Below are 16,456 nucleotides of genomic sequence, written 5' to 3' on the forward strand. Positions count from 1 at the left end.
ATCGATCGGTTGTCACAGTCCGTTTTCCGCTGCCGGGAGTTTCCGGCACCGGTGTGTCAACCGCGTTCGGTCCCCGCCATCGGTGGGAAACGTTGTTCCATTGGCCGTCTCCGCCCGGCGGACGCGGTACCGCTCGTCCCTACGGTTTGTTGCTGCGCTTCCACCCGGACACCGAAGAAGCCACCCCGCTACCGGGGATCCGGGCGGGGTGGCCGGTGCTCTGTGTCTCAGCTGTTGCGGCGCCGCTGACGACGGCGGAACTCGATCTCCTTCTTCACTTCCTCCAGGACCGCCGAGAGTTGCTCCCGGCGGTGCGCGACGCCCCACGCGGTGACCTGTGCGAGGGAATCCTTGACGAAGCTGCCGTCCAGTTTGGACTCACCGATCTCCCGTTCGGTGAAGGTGATCGGGACCTCCCGGACATCGAAGCCCTCACGCACGGCACGCCACGCCAGGTCCACCTGGAAGATGTAACCCGCGTTCGACAGCTCATCGAGATCGAGTGCCTCGATCAGTTCGCGACGGTAGGCGCGGTATCCGGCGGTCATGTCGCTGAGGCCCGCTCCGAGTGCCAGCGAGATGTAGATGTTACCGCCCTTGGACAGCAGCCACCGCTGCTTCGGCCAGTTGATCACCTTGCCGCCGTTGATGTATCGGGAGCCGATGACCAGTTCCGCGCCATCGTCGATCTGGTCCAGCAGAAGGTGCAGCTGCTCCGGTGCGTGGGAGCCGTCGGCGTCCATCTCGCACAGCACGCGGTAGTCGCGTTCCAGACCCCAGCGGAATCCCTCGACATACGCGCCGCAGAGACCGCCTTTGCCGTTGCGGTGCAGGACGTGGATCCGGGGATCCGCGGCGGCGATCTCGTCGGCGAGCTCTCCGGTTCCGTCCGGGCTGGCGTCGTCGACGACGAGGATGTCCACCTCCGGTGTTGCGGTACGGACCCGTCCGGTGATCAGGGGAAGATTCTCCCGCTCGTTGTAGGTCGGGATGATGACCAGGGTGGCGTCGCTGGGTTTCGACATGGTTGAGTCATTCTCCTCGGTGTGGCTGGTGCCTGCGTCGGTCCCTGATCGCGCGTCCGTCTCTTCCGGCGACGAGCACGACGAACAGGCATATCCATCCAATCATACCCAGCGTCAGCTCGATCCAGGAACCGTGACGGGCCGCGAACGTGAGTCGATCGCGGAGTGGAAGAGTTTCGGTGAGTACCGCGGGTGTGAAGATCTTCGTGCTCGCGGTGACGTGTCCGTCGGGGAGGATGATCGCGGACACACCGGACGTGGCGGCGACCACCACCGCCCGGTCCAGTTCGAGCGCCCGCATCCGGGACATCGCCAGCTGCTGGTAGGTCATGTCGGAGAAGCCGAACGTGGCATTGTTGGTGGGGGTGGTCAGGATCCGGGCTCCGGCCCTGACCGCATCCCGGCCGGCCGCGTCGAAGGCGACCTCGTAGCACGTTGCCACCCCGACGCCGACCATCTCGCCGGTGGCGGGGACACGGATGTGCACGACGCCGTCACCGTCGCCGGGCTTGTAGTCACCCGCCCGGTCGACGTACGGGGACAGGGGTCGGAGCAGATCCCGGTAAGGCATCCACTCCCCGAACGGCTGGAGATACTTCTTGTGGTGCCACTCCCCCGGGCCGGTGACCGGGTCGAACACGACGACGGTATTGCGGTCACCGACATCGTCCCTGGTGAGAGTGCCGACGAGGACGGGCGCGCCGGCGGAGCTCACCGCTTCGTCGACGAGCTGACGTGCCTGAGCGTCGGCGAAGGGGTTGACGTCGGCCGAGTTCTCGGGCCAGACGACGAGATCGACGGGTTCGCCGATGGTCTCCGTCACCCGGGTGTGGTTCGCCAGGACTGCCCGGCGCTGCGCATTGAAATCGAGACCGAGCCGGGGCACGTTGCCCTGGACCGCCGCGACGGTGATCTTTCCGGTGTCCGCGGCGTCGCCGGGCATGGACGCCCAGGATCCTGCTGCGGCGATGGCGGGGACGGCGATGAGTACGAGTGCCCTGAACCGCCCGCCCCGGAGCACGAGCACGGCGACCCCGGCCGCCGTCATGACGGTGGCGAACGTGACCAGGGCCGGGCCCCCCAACTGGGCCAGGAAACGGAGCGGGCCATCGATCTGGCCCCAGGCGAGACGTACCCAGGCGAATCCACCGAACGGCCAGGAACTACGCAACCACTCCACGGCGACGGCGATGAACGCGTAGACGACGGGGCCGTAGCGGAGGCGCGCGGCAGCCGTGACACCGGCTCCGAGGACTATTGCGTACAGGGACTCGGTGATGGAGAGGGCCACATAGGGGAACGTCCCGACGAGTTCACCGATCCACGGCAGGAGCAGCAGGTAGAGGGCGATCGAATGGCTGAAGGCGAGAAAGACACCGGTGCGTAGCCGGGGCGATGATTTCAGCGCACGCGCCCGCCAGGGGGCCAGAGCGACGTAGAGCAACGCCATCCCGACGATGCCCGCGGGCCACCAGCCGAGGGGCTCGTAGGAGGAGTAGACCAGGACCCCGCTACCCAGTGCGAGCAGCAGGCGGACGAGAAAGCTCATCGATCGCCGTATCAGGCGCGTGGGCGGGAGTCGCCGGTCGCTCCGTCCCCTTCATCCCCGCGGTCGTCCACGAAATCCTCCGGGGTCACTTCGCTGCTCCAGCGCTGGATCTCCTGATCGCCCGGTGCGGAGGTGGTCGAATCCTGCGACGGGTCGTGGTCGACGACGAATGTTCCGTAGCTGGTGGTCTGCCGGTACCGGTTGGCCGCCTCGAATCCGCGGACACCGAGATCCTCGATCTTCCGACGCATCTTGCGGGCGAGTATCCCACGGACGACGGACCTCGTCGGGGAGATGATCAGCAGCAGGCCGATGACCGTGGTGATGAACCCCGGCATCGCCACGCCGAGGGCGCCGGCGGCGACGAGACCGTAGTCACCGGCCCCACGTCCCGCGTTCACGCGTCCCTGGGACAGTTTCAGCGCGATCCGGCGCATCTCGACGGCGGCGAGCAGCAGCCCGCCGAAGAAGAACAGCAGGAACAGAAGCAGCGCCCAGCCGACCCCCAGCCAACTGGCGACCAGCAAGAAGGCGAGGGCCTCGGTCAGGATGTACGGGATGGCGAAGAAGATAGGCACCCGTCCGAGTGTACCGGCTCACCCCCTTCGGTGCGGGCTACCGCCGATCCTCCAGTTCACCCTCCGTTTCAATGAATGTCTCCCGCAGCAGTTCCATGGCCTCCTCGGAGGGGCCCTCCCACAGGCCGCGGTCGGCGGCCTCGATGAGCCGTTCGGAGATGTCCCGGAGCGCCCAGGGATTCGACTGGCGGAAGAACTCGCGGTTGACCTCGTCGCGGACGTAGGTGTCCGTGAGTGTCTCGTACATCCAGTCGTCCATCAGGTTGGTCGTCGCGTCATACCCGAAGAGGTAGTCCACGGTGGCCGACATCTCGAAGGCCCCCTTGTAGCCGTGCTTCCGCATGGCCTCGATCCAGCGCGGGTTGACCACGCGGGCACGGAACACGCGGCGCGACTCCTCGTGGAGCGTCCGGGTGCGGACGGTCTCCTGGCGGCGGGAGTCGCCGATGTAGGCCTCAGGACCGTTTCCGGTGAGGGCGCGGACCGTGGCGACCATGCCGCCGTGGTACTGGAAGTAATCGTCGGAGTCGGCGATGTCGTGCTCCGCTGAGTCGACGTTCTTCGCCGCCACCTGGATCCGCCGGTAGGCGGTGCGCATGTCCTCGGCCGCCTCGACGCCCTCGATTCCGCGCCCGTAGGCGTAGCCGCCCCAGGAGGTGTAGACCTCCGCGAGATCGGCGTCGTCGCGCCATGCCCCGGATTCGATGAGCTGCAGCAGCCCGGCACCGTAGGTCCCGGGCTTGGATCCGAAGATCCGGCGGGTGTGCTCGTCGAGGGTGCCGTCGGCACGGGCGTGGGCACGGACGTAGTTGCTCTCGTCCGGCTCGTCGAGGTTCTTGACCATCTGCACCGCGTCATCCAGCAGCGCCAGGACGTGCGGGAACGCGTCGCGGAAGAACCCGGAGATACGGACGGTGGTGTCGATGCGCGGGCGGCCCAGCTCCTCCAGATCAATGACCTCGAGGTCCGTGACCCGGCGGGAGGCCTCGTCCCAGACCGGCCGGACACCGAGCAGAGCGAACACCTCGGCGATGTCGTCGCCGGAGGTGCGCATCGCGGAGGTGCCCCACACCGACAGCCCGACGGACGTCGGGTAGGCGCCGTCGTGGTCATCCCGGTAGCGGTCGATCAGCGAGTCGGCGAGCAGCTGGCCGGTCTCCCAGGCGAGGCGGCTGGGCAGTGACTTCGGGTCGACGGAGTAGAAGTTCCGGCCGGTGGGCAGAACGTTGATCAGGCCCCGCATCGGGGAGCCCGACGGACCGGCGTCGATGAAGCCGCCGTCGAGGGCGTGCAGGATCTGGGTGATCTCGCGCGGGGTCTGGGCCAGCCGGGGCACGATCTCGGTGCACGCGAAGCGCATGATCGCGGCGACCGTGTCCCGGTCCGCGGTGTCGGGCATGGGAGCCCCGTCGAGCACGGAGTCGACCTGTTCGACGTCCCAGTCGAGTTCGTCGAGGCGGGTGAGGATCCCGTGTGCGACCTCCTCGACCGTGTCCACCCGGGTCCGGGTCTCATCGCCGGCTTCGGACAGACCGAGCGCCTCCCGCAGACCGGGGACGCTGCGCTCGCCACCCCAGAGCTGGCGGGCGCGCAGCATCGCCAGGACGAGTTCGATGCGCATCTCACCGGAGATGTCTCCGCCGAGGATGTGCAGGCCACCGCGGATCGCGACGTCCTTGATCTCGCAGAGCCAGCCGTCGATGTGCATGAGCATGTCATCGAAGACCTCCTCGTCCGGGCGCTGCTCCCAGCCGAGGTCCTGGTCCATCTTCGCGGCGGTGAGCAGGGTCCAGATCTCCTGCCGGATGGCGGGCAGCTTCGCCGGGTCCATCGCGGAGATGTTCTGGTGTTCGTCGAGCAGCTGCTCGAGCCGGGTGATGTCGCCGTAGGACTCCGCGCGGGCCATCGGCGGGATCATGTGGTCGATGAGGGTGGCGTGGGCCCGGCGTTTCGCCTGGCTCCCCTCGCCCGGGTCGTTCACGAGGAACGGGTAGATCAGCGGCATGTCGGCGATCGCCTGGTCGGTGTAGCAGTCCGCGGACATGCCGACGGTCTTGCCGGGCAGCCACTCCATGTTGCCGTGCTTGCCCATGTGCACGATGGCGTCCGCGCCGAAGACGTGACGGAGCCAGTGGTAGGTCCCCAGGTAGTGGTGGTTCGCCGGCAGGTCCGGGTCGTGGTAGATGCCGACCGGGTTGTCACCGAAGCCACGGGGCGGCTGCACCATGACGACGACGTTGCCGAAGACGAGTCCCGCGACGTACAGCTCACCGGTGGCGGGGTTGACGTAGTGCGTTCCGGGTGCCTCGCCCCAGTGTTCGGTCATCTCCTCGCGCATGCCCTCCGGGAGGGTCGCGAAGTAGTCGAGGTAGTCCCGCCGCGACAGCTTGAGCGGATTGTTGGCGAGCACCTCGTCGGTGAGCCACTCGGGGTCGTGGCCGCCGGCGGCGATGATGGCGTGCATGAAGGCGTCGCCGTCGAGATCGTCGTAGCCCGGGATCTCCGAGGTGTCGCCCAGGTCGTAGCCGGCCTCGGTCATGGCGTGCAGCACCCTGAGGGTGGACACAGGGGTGTCGAGGCCGACCGCGTTGCCGATCCGGGCGTGCTTCGTCGGGTACGCCGACAGCATGACGACGATCTTCTTCTCCGCGTTGTCGAGATGCCGCAGCCGGGCGAAGCGGCAGGCGATCCCGGCGAGCCGGGCGCAGCGCTCGTGGTCGGGGACGTACGAGATCAGGCCGTCCGCGTCGTACTCCTTGAAGGAGAAGGGCACGGCGATTATCCGGCCGTCGAACTCCGGCACCGCGACTTGGGTGGCGACGTCCAGAGGTGAGAGTCCGTCGTCGGACTCCTCCCACCGGGCGCGCGGATTGGTCAGCGCGAGCCCCTGGATGATGGGGACATCGAGTGCGGCGAGCGCCGCCACATCCCATGCCTCGTCCTGCTCCCCCGCCTGTGCGGTCGCGGGTTTCGTGCCACCGGCCGCGAGCACCGTGGTGATGAGCACGTCCATGTCCCCCAGCTCGGTGAGGAGGTCATCCGGCGCGGTACGCAGGGAGGCGGAGTAGATCGGCACCGCGCGCACACCGAGGCTCTCGATCGCGTCGGCCAGACCGTGGATGTAGTCCACGTTTCCCGCAAGGTGCTGAGCCCGGTAATAGAGGATCGCCACCCGTGGCGCGTCGGCGGGTCCGGAGGACTCCGGGCGGTCCAGATGTCCCCAGAACGGCATCCTGACCGGCTCCTCGAAGCCGAGGCCCGTGAGAAGTACCGTGTCGGAGAGGAAGTTGTGCAGCTGGTGCAGGTTGTCCGCTCCCCCCTCTGCGAGATAGGTGTGCGCCTGCGTGACCACTCCCGCAGGCACGGTGGAAAGCTCGGTGAGTTCGGCGTCGACGGCGAGTTCACCGGACACCACGACCGCGGGGACGCCGCTGCGCAGGATGTGGTCGAGGCCGTCCTCCCACGCCCGCTTACCGCCCAGCAGCCGCACGATCACCAGATCCGCACCGGCGAGGTGCTCATCGAGCATCTCGCCGGACAGTCCGTTCGGGTTGGCGAAGCGGTACTCCACCTCGCTGCGCTCATTCGCGGACTTCGCGGACAAAAGATCGGTGTCGGAGGTGGAGAGAAGCAGAATCACGGTGGAGAGGTCCTTGCCTGCGCCGCCTGCGGTGCAACGCGTTCGGGGGTACGTAAAATCGGGCTGTGTCTCCGGTCAGCCTACCGCAGACCGGACAGCAACCACGCGATGTTGCGGGGTAACCGGAGGTAGTAGGGGAGGAAGTGATTCAGGGTCGTGCGCCCCGCGATCCGGGGCATCATCGATTCCCGGTAGGAGACGTCTCCGCCAACCGCGTCCCACCGGCGGGCGACCTCCCGAACCTGCCCGACCGGTATGACGTCGTCGTTCGCCGATCCCCACAGCAGCACCGGGCAGGAGGGGCGCCGTTTTCCGAGCTGCTGGCGGCGCAGTGCCCGTCGGACCACAGGCAGAGACTCCGCCAGCTCCGCGAGCGACTGCCCCGATACCGTCCACCTCCGCGTCGATGCCCACGCGGAGGTGACGATGCTCCCCCCGGCACACGTCGCCGTGTTCGCGCGGATCTGGGCGCGGCCGTGTTCGTTGAACAGCGACCACAACGTCCTGCGCAGGTCATCCGAGCTGACCATCAGGCCTGCAACCGCGTAGGCGAGGGCCCCGGTGATCAGTCCACCGTCGACATGGCCGAGTACCGCGCCGAGATCCGACGGTGGTGAACCGATGACCGCGGCCCGCGGAACGACGTCGGGGGCGTAGTCGGGATTCTCCGCCAGCCACCCGGCCGCACCACCCCCCTGGGAGAAACCCCACAGCCCCACAGGCGCCCGTGGTGACACCCCGAGCTCGACCGCGGCCCGCACCGCGTCGGCGAGTGCCTGACCGCCGGCGATGTTGTCGCCGTAGTACTGGACCCCGGTCGCCTCGTCCCGGGGATAGTCGATGAACACGACGTGGAAACCCGAGGCCACCAGCGCGAGAATGACCGGCAGTTCATAGGCGATGATGCAGTCCACGGGCGGTCGCAGGAACAGGTTGAGGCCGACCGTGCAGCTCACGGAGGGGTCACAGTGCCGCGCCACGCCCTGGGTCGACGGGGCGAAGGCGATCAGCGGTCGGGGCCCGGCATGGTCGGCGGTGAGCCGACGGGAGCGCAGCAGAACCCCGGTGGCGGGGATCAACCGACCGGAAGAGTCCCGGGTGGTGTAGCAGAATGCGGTCGCCGTCGCGGGATTGAGGCGACTACCGGTCCCGAGCACCTGCACCGGTTCCGCGGACAGGACCGCGCCGGGTTCGGCGTCAGCCACCGGCCCCCGGAACCGTCCGCGTTCCGGGTAGCGGATGGCCGCCCGTTCACCGCTCAGCCACCGGGCGATCTGGATCCTCAGCACATCGACCGTCACCGGAACAACGGTGCGGAGCAGCACAGATGCCACGGTGAGCGGGCTGGGGGGCCGAAATCGGGGAACCATGCCCCCCACCTTAACGACGCGCACGGCTCCGGTTGTTCCTCATCCCCTCAGCTCCCGCATGTGGCGGCGGAACAGTGCCGCACCGGAGCCCGCCCCCGGACTCCCGGGTCCTAGACTGGTGATCATGAGCGTGGAATCCAGGGCATCATCAGCCGCCGAGCACACGGTGGAGAACTCCCGCGGTCTCGGCGACCGCGACCGCCCCGACGCCTGCCCGGGCGCGGTGCACATGCATCGGGCGGCGGACGGTCGGATCGGCCGGATCCGGGTGCCCGGGGGATACATGGAACCCGATACGTGGGAGACGCTCGCGGATCTCTCCGACAGCTACGGGGACGGTGCGATCCACCTGACCACCCGCGGCAACCTCCAGATCCGGGGGATATCCGATACGAATGCCGCCGCATTCACCGCGGCCGTCGAAACCGCGGGGCTGCTGCCGAGCGTCGTGCACGACCGGATCCGCAACATCATCGCCGCGCCCCTCTCCCCCGAGCTCCTGCCGCTCGTCAGGGAGCTCGACCGGCTACTGCTGGACGATCCGACCACGGCACGGTTGTCCGGACGGACGTTGTTCGGCATCGACGACGGTAGCGGCATGATCGCCGCACGCCGTCCTGACATCGGTGTGCTCCCCGCGAGCGGGGTCCACCACCTGATTCTCGGTGGTTCCCCCGTCGATGCCGCCACCACACCCGGGGACACCGCCCGGGCACTGGCCCGGGCGGCCGCACTGTGGGCGGCGCGCCGGGGGAAAGCCTGGCGTATCGAGGAACAACCCGGTGCCGCGGCGGACATCGCCGCGGAGTTGATCGGTTCCGGACACGCCGGAGCTGTTCCCGCGCCCGTCTCCCCCGTCGATGCACCCGAACCACCGATCGGCTGGATCGACCGTCCGGACGGTACGATCAGCCTGGCGGCCGGGCTGAGATTCGGCGCGTTGGACACGCACCTCGCACGGATGATCGCGACCACCGGCCGGCCCACCCAGGTCACCTGCTGGCGCTCGGTGGTCATAGAGGGGCTGGACGTCGCCTCCGCGGAGGTCGTGGTCAAGGTGCTCGCACCGATGGGTCTCATCTTCGACTCGGCCTCCCCGTGGCTCGAGGTATCCGCCTGCACCGGATCCACCGGATGCGACAAGGCCGCGTCCGACACCCGGGCGGATGCAGTGGCCGCCGTGCAGGAACACCGGGTCCCTGCCACACCGGAGGAGCACGTCCACTTCTCCGGGTGCGAACGCCGTTGCGGTCACCCAGTGGAGGGGCCGTACACGGACTATCTCGCCGTCGGTGACGGTGAGTACGAGGTCGCCCGCAGGGAGGGAAAGAGCTGATACCCCCGGGACGTAGAATGAGGCACCATGCATGAGTACATCACCGACGGCGCGGAGATATACCGCCGTTCATTCGCCACCATCCGCAACGAGGCCGACCTCTCAGCCCTCGACCACGAGCAGGCAACGGTGGCGGTCCGGATGATCCACGCCGCCGGTGAGGTAGATCTCGCCGGGGACATCGCCCTGTCCCCCGGCCTCGTCCCCGCAGCACGCCACGCGCTGCAGTCCGGCGCACCCATCCTCACCGATGTCCAGATGGTCGCCTCGGGGGTGACGAGGCGTCGACTCCCGTCGGACAACGAGGTGATCTGTCTGCTCGGGGACCCACGGGTCGGCGATCTCGCCCGGGACCTCGGTACAACACGGACCGCAGCTGCCGTGGAACTGTGGCGGCCCGTCCTCGACGGAGCCGTCGTGGCGATCGGAAATGCTCCCACAGCACTGTTTCACCTGCTCAACCTCCTCGCCGCCGAGCCGGAACTCCCCCGCCCGGCAGCCGTCCTCGGCATCCCCGTCGGGTTCATCGGCGCCGCCGAATCCAAGAAGGCACTCGCGGATGACGCCGTTTCCCTTGGGACGGAGTACCTCACGGTGCACGGACGACGGGGTGGATCCGCCATCACTTGCGCTGCGGTCAACGCACTCGCCGATTCCCGGGAGATCATGTAGATGACCGCCGACGGAGGTGTTCTCACCGGCGTAGGAGTCGGCCCCGGGGACCCGGAGCTGGTCACCGTGGCCGCGGCCCGGGCGATCGCGTCCGCGGACGTTGTGGCTTACCACGCGAAACCGGGTGGTGCGTCCGCAGCCCGTGCGGCCGCTGAGCCGTACCTGCACGACGGACAGATCCACGAGCTGCTCTCCTACCCCGTCACCACCGGGGACACCACCCATCCGGGCGGGTATGCGGGAGCACTGGCGGAGTTCTATGTTGAGGCCGCGCAACGGCTCTCGCGACACCTGGACGCGGGCCGTGACGTGGTCGTACTCGCGCTGGGTGATCCGATGCTCTACAGCTCCTACCAGCATCTGCACCGGCTGCTCGCCGATCGTCCCGGTACCAGGGCTGCCCGGATCATCCCCGGCGTCACCTCGATCACCGCGGCCGCGGACGTCCTCGCCCGACCTCTCGCCGAGGATGACGAGGTTCTCACCGTTCTTCCCGGAACCCTCGATGAGGATGAACTGTCGAGGCGGCTGCGGGACACCGACACCGCCGTCGTGATGAAGCTCGGCAGGACCTGGCCGAAGGTCCGTCGGGCTCTCGACCGCGCCGGTGTACTGGAGCGGGCCTACGTCGTCGCCCGGATCGGCATGATGGGACAGGAGTCCCTTCCCGCCACCGAGGTGGCGGAGGTGCCGTACTTCGCGGTCGCCGTCGTTCCCTCCCACCGGGAGGGGGTCAGCGCGGCTTCGACGGACCCGATGGCAGCGGCCGAACCGTCAGGCAACGGGGAGGTGGTCGTGGTCGGACTCGGGCCCGGTGATCCGGTCTGGACCACTCCCGAGGTCTCGCGGGAGCTGGAGCTCGCGGAGGACCTCGTCGGCTACTCCACCTACATCAACCGGGTCCCGGAACGGGTCGGGCAGCGCCGGCACCTTTCCGACAACAAGGTCGAGGCGGAACGGGCCGCGATGGCCCTCGATCTCGCGGCGAGGGGCAGACGGGTCGCCGTCGTCAGTTCCGGCGACCCCGGTGTGTTCGCCATGGCGGCAGCCGTGCTCGAGACCGCCGACGACGACGCCTGGCGGGGTGTCACCGTCAGAGTGGTTCCCGGAATGACCGCGGCGCAGGCCGTCGCCTCCCGGGTGGGGGCGCCCCTCGGCCACGACTTCGGCATGATCTCCCTGTCCGACAGGTTGAAGCCGTGGGAGGTCATCGCCCGTCGGGTGCATGCCCTCGCCGGCGCGGACATGGCCTTCGCCGTGTACAACCCGGCATCGAGGACCAGGCGGCGTCAGGTGGCGGAGCTGCGGGACATCGTGCTGGAGCACCAGGATCCGGGTACCCCGGTGATCGTCGCCCGGGCGGTCGGTTCCGACGGTGAGTGCGTCACGGTGACCACCCTCGCCGAGTTCGATCCGGGCGTGGTCGACATGCGGACGATGCTCATCATCGGCGCATCGACCACGAGGATCTACCAGGGCCCGGAGGGCCCACGGGTGTTCACCTCACGTCGATATGGTTAAGATGTCATAAACCTCAGGTCACGATGTTGTGTCGCCCCCGGTCAAAGATTGGGGCCACTCCGGATCTGTTTTCCCTTAACCCAAGGAGATTCACCCTCATGCGGAACGCCACCCATCGACTTCGCCGTGCGGCGCTCTCGGGCGCAGTAGCGGTCGCCCTCACCACCGGTGCCGTCGCACCCGCGGTCGCGGAAAACCTCCCTGATCCGGCTGACACGGCAAACGCCGTCGAGGTCGCCAAGAAGAAATCCGGTGCGGGCTCCTCTGATCTCGGTTCACTCACCAACAACAGCTTCTCATCCCAAGTTGGGGCCGATGGACTGCAGACCTGGTACAATGGATCTCCCGGATGGGCCCGTGCGCTGATCTCCGTCGTGGCGATCGCACTCGCGCTCGACGTTCTCGGCGTTCTCATTGGTCCGGTCCGCTCGATGCTGTTCAACCTTCTTCCCCGGTAGTGTCCGGTAACCCACTCCGGCCGGCCCCGGCGTCCCGCCCCGGGATCGGCCGGTGTTTTCTTTGTCGGAGGAGACGGGTTGTGGTGGAAGGGTGCTTGACTAGATAGAAAAACGATCTAGCATGATCGGTGACCTTCCATATGCTCAAAAAGCGAAGGAGAACCACCGATGCGTGACGATCTGACCGCGGAGCAGTCCGACTGGATCGCCGGGTACCGTTTCCATCTCGTCGTGAGCGGCAGACTCGACCGGGATGCCCTCGCCCGGGAGACCGACACCATGCGGAACGCCCTGATCAGCGCCGCCGTCGATCCCGATGACGAGGCGTGGTCGACACCACGCGAGGCCGCGCGGGAAACGGTCGCCACCTACCCCTACGCGCCCGAAACCGCGGCACTGACGTGGCGGAACCTGTTGTCGGGCGTGGCCATGCAGGCAGGTCTCCTCGTCCTGTTCGCCTCACTCTGGCTATTCACCGTGGGATGGACCTTCACCCTGAGCACCAAGACGATCGTGTTGTCGACCGGGTTCGTCGTCAGTCTCACTGCACTCCATCTCGCCATCCTCAGCCACGGCAGCGGCCGGACCATCGGCTTCTGGACCGGAGCCCTCGGTGCGGTCGCCGGGGTCATCGGTACCGGCGTGATGACGGCCTCGACGGATTCGGTACCGGTTATCGATGTCCCGTCCGCCGTATTCCCTGCTGTCGGCCTCGGCCTGGTCGCCCTTAGCTGGTGGATCACCCCGGACGACGGCGTTCTCCCCGACCACGAGAGGGACACCTGCGACGATCCCGTGCAGTGGGTGTCCCGCTACGGTGCGCTGCTGCACAGCAACTACGGCTACAGCCCCTCCCGTGCCCGGCAGGAAGCCCGCCAGCTCGCCGACCACTCACTGTCCCGGGGAAAAACACCCCAGGAGGAGTTCGGCTCACCCGCCATTGCCGCGGCCCGTACCGGAGGAGAAGCCAGATCACTGCGGAGCCGCAGCCGGTGGAGGCTGCTCCAGTACGCGCTCGTCACCCTGGTGGCCGTCAGCGTGATGCGGAGCGGAGAGACGTTCCCTATCGTGATGGGAGTGATTCTCTTCGCCGGCCTCGCCCTGACGGTCCCGAAACTCTGGGTGGACGCGGGTCTGCCCACGCTCCGGGGAAGCGACGATGGGTGACCGTTCCGACCGGGAGTTCGCCGCCTGGCAGCGTGTGACACTGCCCCTGCTGCTGCTCGGTGAGATGGAGATCGCCCCCGGCCACGGCTACGGGCTCGCCGAACGACTCGTGCAACGGGGACTGAACCCGGTCAAGGGAGCGGCTCTCTATCCGGTGCTCAACCGGCTCGAGGACGACGGCCTGGCCACGTCAACGTGGGAGCCCGGCGAGAGTGGCCCCGGCAGGAAGGTCTACCACCTCTCCCCCGCCGGTGCCGAGCAGCTGGCGGAGTCCCGCAGCCGGTTCACCGAGTTCGCGGCGATCGTGGGCGGCTACGGACAGCTCACCGCACCCTAGAGCTCCATCGCGGCGTTGAAGGCCGCCTCCGCGGTGTGCACCACGGTGATCCGGCCACCTCCGGGCAACTCCGGGCGGCGCACCATCACGACGTCGATACCCAGTTCGCGTGCGGCGTCGAGCTTCGGCCGCGTGTGCTCGCCACCGGAGTTCTTCGTGACGACACAGTCGATCTGGTTGTCCCGCATGAGCTTCTTCTCCGCCGCCACCGTGAAGGGTCCGCGGTCGAGGATCACCCGGTGCCGGGCGGGAAGCGGGGCATCGGGTCTGTCCACGCAGCGGATGACGTAGAGGTTGAGATCGTCGTGGGCGAAGGGGGCGAGCTGCTGCCGGCCGATGGTGAGCAGGATGTGGTGGTAGTCGCGCTCCGTGATCCGCGCGGCCTCCTCCATCGTGTCGACCATCCGCCACTTGTCTCGTGCGACCGGCTCCCATGCCGGTCGGTGCAGCGCGATCAGGGGCACCCCGGTGGCCCGGGTTGCCTCCGCCGCGGAGATCGATATCCGTTCGGCGAAGGGATGGGTGGCATCGACGACGACCTCCACTTCCTGGTCGATCAGCCAGCGGGCGAGCCCGGCGGGCCCGCCGAACCCACCGATGCGGACCTCCCCCACCGGCAGTCGTGGGCTGGCCACCCGGCCCGCGAGTGAACTGGTCACGAGCCATCCGCGGGCGGACATCAGGGCGGCGAGTTCCCTCCCCTCCGAGGTTCCGCCGAGAATCAGTGCACGCACGGTATCGTCCGTCCTTCCGCGTCACGTGGCCGGTCATCGGAGTAGAGGTAGCTGTCGGGGAAGCCCTCCGCCCCGAGTACCTCACCGACGATGATCACGGCGGTCCGGCTGATCCCGGCCTCCTGCACCGCCCCGGCGATGTCACCCAGCCGTCCACGAACGATCCGCTCCTCCGGGCGGCTGGCGTAGGCGACGACCGCGACGGGGCAGTCCGCCCCGTAGTTCGGGGTGAGCTCCCCGACGACGCGGTCGATGTCGTGTGCCGCGAGATGGATGCACAGCGTGGCGCGGGACGCACCCAGGGTGGCGAGATCCTCGCCCTCGGGCATCGCGGAGGCACGACCGCTGACCCGGGTGAGGATAACGGTCTGGCCGACGGTGGGAACCGTGAGTTCGTGTCCGAGGGCGGCGGCGGCCGCCGCGAAAGAGGGCACGCCCGGGACGATCTCGTAGTCGATTCCGGCGGCGGTGAGGCGGCGGGCCTGTTCGGCGAGGGCCGAGTACACCGACGGATCCCCGGAGTGGAGTCGGGCTACGTCGAGACCGTTTCCGTCGGCCCGCCGGATCACCGCCATGATCTCGTCCAGCGGCATCCGGGCGGTGTTTATCACCTCGGTGCTTTCGGGGCAGTGCTCGAGAACCTCCCCGGGGACGATGCTGCCGGCATAGAGGCAGACCCCGCACGATCGGATGAGGCGGTCCGCCCGGAGGGTGAGGAGATCGGCGGCGCCGGGGCCGGCGCCGATGAAGTAGACGGTCATGGTGAGACGCTTTCCCCTTGTTCGGTCGATGCGGGTATCTGCTTGACGACGCGCCACTGCGTCACCGGCAACGCGGGACGCAGGGCGGTGAACCCCCCGATCGACGTCTCCGAGTCGACCTGGACGCGGGTGATCCGACCACCGAGGCGGTCGCGGAGCCGCCAGAGCATCTGCTCCGATTCGACGGTCACGGCGTTGGCCACGAGGCGCCCACCGGGGCGCAGCCGTTCCCATGCGGCTTCGACGAGTCCGGCGGTGGTGAGCCCTCCGCCGATGAAGATGACGTCGGGGTCGGTGGTGGCGGCACTGAAGGAATCCGGCGCGGCACCGAGCACCTCAAGGTGCTCCACGCCGAGGTTACGGGCGTTGTCCGTCATGGTCCGCCTGCGGTGTTCGGCCCTTTCGAAGGCGACGGCGCTGGTGCCGGGGGTGCTGCGCAACCATTCGATGGCGACGGATCCGGCGCCACCGCCGATGTCCCAGAGTCGCTCCCCAGGGCGCGGCGCGAGTGCGCAGACGGTCCAGGCGCGGACATCCGCCTTCGTGAGCTGCCCCTCATCGGTGTCGTAGGAGTCGTCTGGCAGACCCGGGAGCAGGCTCCTTCCGGGTGGTCCGGCCGGAACGACGGCGATCACATTCAGTGCGCTCCGTGGAGGTTCCGCTGCGGCTGCGCGGTAGGTCTGGGTGTGGGCGTCCGGTCCCCCCAGGTCGCTCAGGACGTGGATACGCGCCCCGCCGTGCCCCCGGGCGGTGAGCAGTGAGGACACCTCGCCCGGGGTGGTCTCGTCGCGGCCGAGGATGAGGAACCGCCTGCCCTGATCGAGCAGCGGAAGGATGGCCGATACCGGGCGGTTCACCAGACTGACCACAGGGGTGTCGTTCAACGGCCAGCCCAGGTGGGCGCAGGCCAGCGACACCGACGATGCGAGGGGGAGCACCTCGATGTTTCCGGGACCGAAGATCCTGGTCAGTGTCGTGCCGATCCCGTGGAACATCGGGTCACCCGAGCCGAGTACCACGATGCGACGGCCCGAGAACTCCTCGAACAGAGGCTCGATCGACGGCAGCAGCGGGGACGGCCACGGTCGGCGTTCCGCGGTGATCTCCCCGTCGATGAGGTTGAGCTGCCGCCAGGAACCGATCACCACATCGGCCGCACGCAACCGATCGAGGGAGGTCGCTGGCAGATCTCCCATACCCGCGGCACTGATCCCGACCACGCTCGCGAGGAACGCTTCCGGGTGCGAGACACCGCTGTCGGTCGCGGCGCGGTCACCGGTGGCGGAGTTGGTCATGTGGCGTCATCCT

14 protein-coding genes are annotated in these 16,456 nt (G+C 68.2%); 6 read left to right on the plus strand and 8 right to left on the minus strand.

The window, feature by feature from the left end:
* Window positions 1–227: 227 nt before the first annotated feature.
* The 5 genes from JDV75_RS03620 to JDV75_RS03640 form a co-directional block, all read right to left on the minus strand.
* A complete protein-coding gene (locus tag JDV75_RS03620; RefSeq protein WP_198737892.1) occupies window positions 228–1,025 on the minus strand; it encodes a polyprenol monophosphomannose synthase in 798 nt (265 codons plus the stop codon).
* A gap of 7 nt (window positions 1,026–1,032) precedes the next feature.
* Window positions 1,033–2,574: an apolipoprotein N-acyltransferase gene (gene lnt, locus JDV75_RS03625; protein WP_198737893.1), complete on the minus strand. Its 1,542-nt coding sequence runs from the start codon at window positions 2,572–2,574 to the stop codon at window positions 1,033–1,035.
* A gap of 11 nt (window positions 2,575–2,585) precedes the next feature.
* Entirely contained in the window at window positions 2,586–3,152 is a 567-nt protein-coding gene (locus tag JDV75_RS03630; protein WP_198737894.1) for an FxsA family protein, read from the minus strand.
* Between the two features lie 37 nt (window positions 3,153–3,189).
* A complete protein-coding gene (cobN, locus tag JDV75_RS03635; RefSeq protein ID WP_198737895.1) occupies window positions 3,190–6,792 on the minus strand; it encodes a cobaltochelatase subunit CobN in 3,603 nt (1,200 codons plus the stop codon).
* Window positions 6,793–6,872: 80 nt separating this feature from the next.
* Complete coding sequence (locus tag JDV75_RS03640; protein ID WP_336244287.1) at window positions 6,873–8,117, minus strand: lipase family protein; 1,245 nt, start codon at window positions 8,115–8,117, stop codon at window positions 6,873–6,875.
* 169 nt (window positions 8,118–8,286) lie between these two features.
* On the opposite strand from JDV75_RS03640, the gene JDV75_RS03645 reads away from it, so the two are divergent.
* From JDV75_RS03645 to JDV75_RS03670, 6 genes are all read left to right on the plus strand, one after another.
* Window positions 8,287–9,498, plus strand: coding sequence for a precorrin-3B synthase (locus JDV75_RS03645; protein ID WP_198737896.1), 1,212 nt, complete (start codon window positions 8,287–8,289; stop codon window positions 9,496–9,498).
* Window positions 9,499–9,525: 27 nt separating this feature from the next.
* Window positions 9,526–10,170 carry a precorrin-8X methylmutase gene (locus JDV75_RS03650; protein WP_198737897.1) on the plus strand — a complete coding sequence of 215 codons (645 nt, stop codon included), beginning with the start codon at window positions 9,526–9,528 and terminating at the stop codon, window positions 10,168–10,170.
* Window positions 10,171–11,691: a precorrin-3B C(17)-methyltransferase gene (cobJ, locus tag JDV75_RS03655; protein ID WP_198737898.1), complete on the plus strand. Its 1,521-nt coding sequence runs from the start codon at window positions 10,171–10,173 to the stop codon at window positions 11,689–11,691.
* A gap of 98 nt (window positions 11,692–11,789) precedes the next feature.
* Complete coding sequence (locus JDV75_RS03660; RefSeq protein ID WP_198737899.1) at window positions 11,790–12,149, plus strand: hypothetical protein; 360 nt, start codon at window positions 11,790–11,792, stop codon at window positions 12,147–12,149.
* A gap of 168 nt (window positions 12,150–12,317) precedes the next feature.
* Complete coding sequence (locus JDV75_RS03665; protein ID WP_198737900.1) at window positions 12,318–13,316, plus strand: hypothetical protein; 999 nt, start codon at window positions 12,318–12,320, stop codon at window positions 13,314–13,316.
* On the plus strand, window positions 13,309–13,653 hold the full coding sequence (locus tag JDV75_RS03670; RefSeq protein WP_198737901.1) for a PadR family transcriptional regulator: 345 nt from the start codon (window positions 13,309–13,311) through the stop codon (window positions 13,651–13,653). The genes JDV75_RS03665 and JDV75_RS03670 overlap by 8 nt, the downstream gene beginning before the upstream one ends.
* On the opposite strand, the gene JDV75_RS03675 is transcribed toward JDV75_RS03670, so the two are convergent.
* The 3 genes from JDV75_RS03675 to cbiE are packed head-to-tail and all read right to left on the minus strand — an operon-like array spanning window position 13,650 to window position 16,443.
* Entirely contained in the window at window positions 13,650–14,387 is a 738-nt protein-coding gene (locus JDV75_RS03675; protein ID WP_198737902.1) for a cobalt-precorrin-6A reductase, read from the minus strand. The two genes, JDV75_RS03670 and JDV75_RS03675, sit on opposite strands and share 4 nt — an antisense overlap.
* Complete coding sequence (cobM, locus tag JDV75_RS03680; protein ID WP_198737903.1) at window positions 14,375–15,148, minus strand: precorrin-4 C(11)-methyltransferase; 774 nt, start codon at window positions 15,146–15,148, stop codon at window positions 14,375–14,377. The genes JDV75_RS03675 and cobM overlap by 13 nt, the downstream gene beginning before the upstream one ends.
* Window positions 15,145–16,443: a precorrin-6y C5,15-methyltransferase (decarboxylating) subunit CbiE gene (gene cbiE, locus JDV75_RS03685; RefSeq protein WP_198737904.1), complete on the minus strand. Its 1,299-nt coding sequence runs from the start codon at window positions 16,441–16,443 to the stop codon at window positions 15,145–15,147. Before cbiE ends, cobM begins: the two co-directional genes overlap by 4 nt.
* Between the last annotated feature and the right edge of the window lie 13 nt (window positions 16,444–16,456).

The sequence above is a fragment of the Corynebacterium meridianum genome (assembly GCF_016342265.1).
In the GTDB taxonomy this organism is placed as follows: domain Bacteria; phylum Actinomycetota; class Actinomycetes; order Mycobacteriales; family Mycobacteriaceae; genus Corynebacterium; species Corynebacterium meridianum.